Origin of the sequence: Pelagibius sp., from assembly GCF_028289705.1 — a bacterium.
GTDB lineage: Bacteria > Pseudomonadota > Alphaproteobacteria > Kiloniellales > Kiloniellaceae > Pelagibius.
In genome coordinates this window covers 1-3,795 of sequence record NZ_JANQOI010000054.1, presented here as the reverse complement: position 1 = coordinate 3,795, position 3,795 = coordinate 1, and the positions used below count along the sequence as shown (strand labels likewise).

The following is a 3,795-nucleotide window of genomic DNA, read 5'->3' as shown; positions in this document are numbered from 1 at the left end:
GGTATCCTCCCGCTTCTTCACGGCTGCGCCCCGGTTGTTGGAGGCGTCCATCAGCTCTCCGGCCAGGCGCTCGGTCATGGTCAGCTCGGAGCGTGCCCGAGAGGCCGAGATGAGCCAGCGGATGGCCAGAGCCTGGCCGCGGTCCTGACGCACCTCGACCGGCACCTGATAGGTGGGGCCGCCGACGCGGCGCGAGCGCCCCTCGATGTCCGGCTTCACGTTGTCCAGCGCCTCGTGGAAGCCCCGCACCGGGTCCTGGCCGCCGCGCGACTGCACGCGGTCGAGGGCGCCGTAGACGATGCCCTCGGCGACGGACTTCTTGCCGTCGTACATGAGGCAGTTCATGAACTTGCTGAGAACGATGTCGCCGAATTTCGGATCGGGCAGGACTTCCCGCTTTTCGGCTCTACGACGGCGTGACATGCCTTACTCCCTGGCTCACTTGGGCCGTTTGGCGCCGTATTTGGATCGGCGCTGGCGGCGGTCCTTGACGCCCTGGGTATCGAGGGTGCCGCGGATGATGTGATAGCGCACGCCGGGCAGGTCCTTGACGCGGCCGCCGCGGATCATGACCACGGAGTGTTCCTGCAGGTTGTGGCCCTCGCCCGGGATGTAGCTGGTCACCTCGAATCCGTTGGTCAGGCGCACGCGCGCCACCTTTCTGAGGGCCGAGTTCGGCTTTTTCGGCGTCGTCGTGTAGACGCGCGTGCAAACCCCGCGCTTCTGCGGGCAGGCCTCCAGGGCCGGCACCTTGTTGCGCACAACCTCAGGCTTGCGCGGCTTGCGGATCAATTGGTTGATCGTTGGCATCAGGTTTTCCTATGCGCCCGGTTTCCGAGACAAAGCACCGCAAAGGGCTGTATTTCAGCCCTGCGGATGCCACATCGCCGTCGAAAACAGCTATCTATTTCAATACCGTAATCGCCAGGGGCTGCGTCTAGGCCGCGAGTGGGACTACCACCAGCCCCCCGAAAGGTGGCCGCAATATATGGGCGGCCCTACCCCCCGTCAAGAGCGTTAAACCCTGGAAACCCTAATTTTTCAAAAGCTTCCAAGGATGCGCCGCGCCCCGGAGTCGGCGATCATTTGTTTCCGGAGCGCGGCCCAATTGGTAACAATTCTGCAACCGATGGCGGTCAGGCCACCGAGCTTTCCTCCTCGCTGACCTCCGACTCGGCCTCGGCCTCGCTGGTCAGCGCCGCCTGCTCGCGCGCCTCGATGAGCTCCTGGTCGCGCTGGGCGGCCAGACGCTTCAGACGGTTCATGATCGAGCCGGTGCCCGCCGGAATCAGGCGCCCGACGATCACGTTCTCCTTGAGGCCGATCAGGCGGTCTTCCTTGCCGTGGGTCGCCGCCTCGGTCAGCACCCGGGTGGTCTCCTGGAAGGAGGCTGCCGAGATGAAGGAGCGGGTCTGCAGGCTGGCCTTGGTGATGCCCTGGAGAACCGGGCTGCCGGAGGCCGCCTTGCCGCCATCGGCGATCACCTTGTCGTTGACCGCGTCGAACTCGTCGCGATCCACCTGCTCGCCCACCAGCAGGGTCGAATCGCCGCCGTCGGAGATCTCGACCTTCTGCAGCATCTGGCGGACGATCACCTCGATGTGCTTGTCGTTGATCTTCACGCCCTGCAGGCGGTAGACGCTCTGGATCTCGTCGATCAGGTAGTCGGCCAGGGCCTCGACCCCCAGCACCTCCAGGATATCGTGGGGCACCGGGTTGCCGTCCAGCAGCATGTCGCCGACCTGGACGTAGTCGCCCTCCTGCACCGAGATGTGCTTGCCCTTGGGGATCAGGTACTCGCGGGACTCCTGCTCCTCGTCCTCCGGCACCACCACGATGCGGCGCTTGGTCTTGTAGTCCTTGCCGAACTCGATGCGCCCTTCGATCTCGCTGATGATGGCGTAGTCCTTGGGCTTGCGCGCCTCGAAGAGCTCCGCCACCCGCGGCAGACCGCCGGTGATGTCGCGGGTCTTGGAGGATTCCCGCGGGATACGGGCCAGCACGTCACCGGCCTTCACATGGGCGCCGTTCTCCACCGAGAGGATGGCGTCCACCGACATGAAGTAACGGGCCTCCATGCCGTTGGCCAGGGTCACCACCTCGCCCTTGTCGTCGCGCAGGGTGATGCGCGGCTTCAGGTCGTTGCCGCGGGGCTGCTGCTTCCAGTCGATGACCACGCGATTGGAGATACCGGTGGTCTCGTCCATGACCTCGCTGATCGAGGTGCCCTCGATGAGGTCGACGTAGTTGGCCACACCCTCCCGCTCGGTGATGATGGGGATGGTGTAGGGATCCCACTCGGCGAGCTTGTCGCCCAGCTTCACCTCGGCCCCCTCGTCCACCAGCAGTTTGGCGCCGTAAGGCACCCGGTGGCGGGCCCGCTCGCGGTTCTGCTCGTCGTTCAGCACCACCTCGAGGTTGCGGCCCATGACGATGGGCACGCCCTCGGAGTTCAGCACCACGTTGCGGTTGGCGATAGCCACCGTGGCGTCGGCCGCCGCCTCCACCGAGGACTGCTCGGCACCGCGCTGGGCGGCCCCGCCGATGTGGAAGGTGCGCATGGTGAGCTGGGTGCCCGGCTCGCCGATCGACTGGGCGGCGATCACGCCCACCGCCTCGCCGACGTTCACCTTGGTGCCGCGGGCCAGGTCGCGGCCGTAGCAGGCCGCGCAGATGCCGCCCACCGACTCGCACATCAGGGCCGAGCGGATCTGGATCGAATCGATGCCCGCCCGCTCGATCTGATCGATCTTGTCTTCCTCGATGAGCTGGCCGCGCTTGAGGATCACGTCGCCGGACAGCGGATCGACGATGTCCTCCTGCGCCGTGCGGCCGAGGATGCGCTCGCCCAGGGAGGCGATGACCTCGCCGCCGTCGACCACCGCGCTCACCTTGAGGAAGCGGTCGGTGCCGCAGTCCTCTTCGATGATGATGGCGTCCTGCGCCACGTCCACCAGACGCCGCGTCAGATAGCCGGAGTTGGCGGTTTTCAGGGCGGTGTCGGCCAGGCCCTTACGGGCTCCGTGGGTGGAGTTGAAGTACTCCAGCACCGTCAGGCCTTCCTTGAAGTTCGAGATGATCGGCGTCTCGATGATCTCGCCGGAGGGCTTGGCCATGAGGCCGCGCATGCCGGCAAGCTGCTTGATCTGGGCCGCCGAGCCGCGGGCGCCGGAGTCGGCCATCATGTAGACCGCGTTGACGTTGCGCCCCTTGGAGCCGGAGATCACTTTCATCATCTCGTCGGCCACCCGGTCGGTGCACTGGGACCAGACGTCGACCACCTTGTTGTACTTCTCGCCCTGGGTGATCAGGCCGTCGAGGTACTGCTGCTCGAACTCCTTCACCTTGGCCTGGGCCTCTTCCACCAGCGCCGACTTGGCGTCGGGGATCATCAGGTCGTCCTTGCCGAAGGAGATGCCGGCCTTGCAGGCATAGCCGAAGCCCAGCGCCATGATCCGGTCGCAGAAGATCACCGTGTCCTTCTGCCCGCAGTGGCGGTAGACGATGTCGATCAGCTCGGTGATTTCCTTCTTGGTCATCACCCGGTTGAGCAGGCTGAAGGGCACCTTGGGATGGCGCGGCAGCACCTCGGACAGCAGCATGCGGCCCGGGGTGGTGTCGACCGTCAGGCGGACCGGAACGTTGTTCTCGTCCACGGTCTCGTAGCGTGCCTTGACCTTGGCGTGCAGTGTGACCGCGCCGGAGGAGAGGGCATGGTCGATCTCGCCCATGTCGCCGAACAGCATGCCTTCGCCCGGCTCGCCGTCGGCCTCCATGGAGAGGTAGTAGATGCCG

2 protein-coding genes and 1 pseudogene are annotated in these 3,795 nt (G+C 65.6%); all 3 read right to left on the bottom strand.

What is annotated here, in order from left to right; all coding sequences use genetic code 11:
• Positions 1-423: 30S ribosomal protein S7 (gene rpsG / locus Q0996_RS06470; RefSeq protein WP_299616985.1), on the bottom strand; the 423-nt coding region annotated here is incomplete at its 3' end.
• 15 nt (positions 424-438) lie between these two features.
• A complete protein-coding gene (gene rpsL, locus Q0996_RS06465; RefSeq protein WP_167224145.1) occupies positions 439-810 on the bottom strand; it encodes a 30S ribosomal protein S12 in 372 nt (123 codons plus the stop codon).
• Between the two features lie 326 nt (positions 811-1,136).
• A pseudogene (locus Q0996_RS06460) lies at positions 1,137-3,795 on the bottom strand (DNA-directed RNA polymerase subunit beta'); the annotation flags it as partial.